Genomic DNA, 1,597 nt, shown 5'->3' on the forward strand with positions numbered 1-1,597 from the left:
GCCGAAACAGTGGGCATTGAGGCGATTGCCCTTTCTCCCCGGACGGGCGACTTCAACGACGACCTGCAAGCATTCGGCCTCGGCGCGCTGCGGGCGGCACTGCGTATCCAGCTCGCGCCGCAGGATGTCGCGCGCTTCATGCTTCAGGGAACGGCCAGGATGGGGTGACAGATGTCGGTTCTGGCCCGTCCTGGCCGTCCCGGCGAGGCCGCGCCGGTCTTCAAGTGGGCGATCGCTGCGCTGCGTCCAGCACCACTCAGAACAGGAGCGCTCGGCTAAAGACACCGCAACACGACGCCTTACTCACAACGATTTCAGAAAGGCCATGAGATCCTTGTCCTCCTTCCACGAGCGAGCTGGTCGTGGCTGACCGACTTCGCAAAGAGCTACGGCGTTGGCTTTCAGCGTGAGGTCTATTTCGGCATAGATGTTGGTAGTGCTGATCGAGACGTGGCCGAGCCAGGCGCGGATGGTATTGATGTCGACGCCGGCGAGAACCAGGTGGCAGGCCGTCGTATGCCGGATCACATGCGGGGTTATCGTTCTTCCCGCCAGGTCCGGCACCCGGGCCGCGCAACGCTCGATAAGGCGATAGACTCCGAAGCGGGTGAAGGACATTCCGAGCCTGCTGACAAACACGGCGTCATCGACCGAGCGGCCGAGGATCTCGTCTGCCAGAACTCGTTCGGTTTCCGGCCACAGTGGGCACTGGCGCGTCTTGCCGCCCTTCCCGTGCAGGGTGGCAAGATCGTGACCGCCATTCCTGCGCCCGATTTGCAGATCGCGCACCTTCAGTTGCGTGGCCTCAGAGACACGCGCCCCGGTGTTGTAAAGAAAAAGCAGAAGCGCGTATTCGTTGCGGCCCTGCCTCGTCTTTCGATCCGGCACGGCGAGCATGGCCTCCATTTCCGCTCTGGTCAGCCATCCGACCGGCGGCGACATGGATTTCTTCGATGCGATTGCCCGGATATGGCCGCACCATTCGACATGAGCCGGATCCCGGCTACCGATGAAGCGGGCAAAAGCCCGGATAGCGGCGAGCCTTTGATTGCGGGTCCGGGCGGAGCACCCCCGATCCTCCTCCAAATGTGTGAGGAACTGCAGCACATGCGGAGAGGTGAGATCGCGCACGGCCAGACGATCCACGGGCTTTCGCAGCTTGCGGCTGACGAAGGGCAGAAGAAGACTGAAGGTGTCCCGGTAGCTCTTGTGAGTGTTCCGGGCCAGATTGCGTTCGGTGACGATATGTTCGCACAGGAAGCGGCGGAGCCAGGGGCCCAGGGTTATGAGTTCAGGCATTCTGACCTCCCCCCGCGTAGCGAGCAAAACGCAGCGACGCCTGCTGCAGAAGCTCCGGCGTCATCGACAGATAGACTTTCGTGCCCTCCAGATCGGAATGGCCGAGGTAGGTGGAGAGTACGGGTAGCAACCGTTGCACATCCGCTCCCTGACGATACCAGGCAGTCAGGTTGTGAACCGCGAAGCTGTGGCGCTAATTCCGAATTCGGAATTATCGGCATAATTCCGAGTGCCGGATTATTCCGAGTGGGGATCCAAATGGCGTGGAGATCCCACGGATTTTCTGAAGTTGGCCTGT

At 61.3% G+C, this 1,597-nt stretch carries 2 protein-coding genes and 1 pseudogene; 1 reads left to right on the forward strand and 2 read right to left on the reverse strand.

From position 1 onward, the window contains the following. A pseudogene (locus tag GSQ90_RS32490) lies at positions 1-168 on the forward strand (DNA primase); the annotation flags it as partial. A 135-nt stretch (positions 169-303) separates the two neighbouring features. On the opposite strand, the gene GSQ90_RS20230 reads toward GSQ90_RS32490, so the two are convergent. Next, positions 304-1,299, reverse strand: a complete 996-nt coding sequence (locus tag GSQ90_RS20230; RefSeq protein ID WP_158816714.1) for a tyrosine-type recombinase/integrase — start codon at positions 1,297-1,299, stop codon at positions 304-306. Continuing rightward, positions 1,292-1,438, reverse strand: coding sequence for a hypothetical protein (locus GSQ90_RS20235; protein WP_210254934.1), 147 nt, complete (start codon positions 1,436-1,438; stop codon positions 1,292-1,294). The genes GSQ90_RS20230 and GSQ90_RS20235 overlap by 8 nt, the downstream gene beginning before the upstream one ends. Positions 1,439-1,597: the final 159 nt, after the last annotated feature.

The sequence above is a fragment of the Methylocapsa sp. S129 genome, assembly GCF_009765995.1.
In the GTDB taxonomy this organism is placed as follows: Bacteria; Pseudomonadota; Alphaproteobacteria; order Rhizobiales; family Beijerinckiaceae; genus Roseiarcus.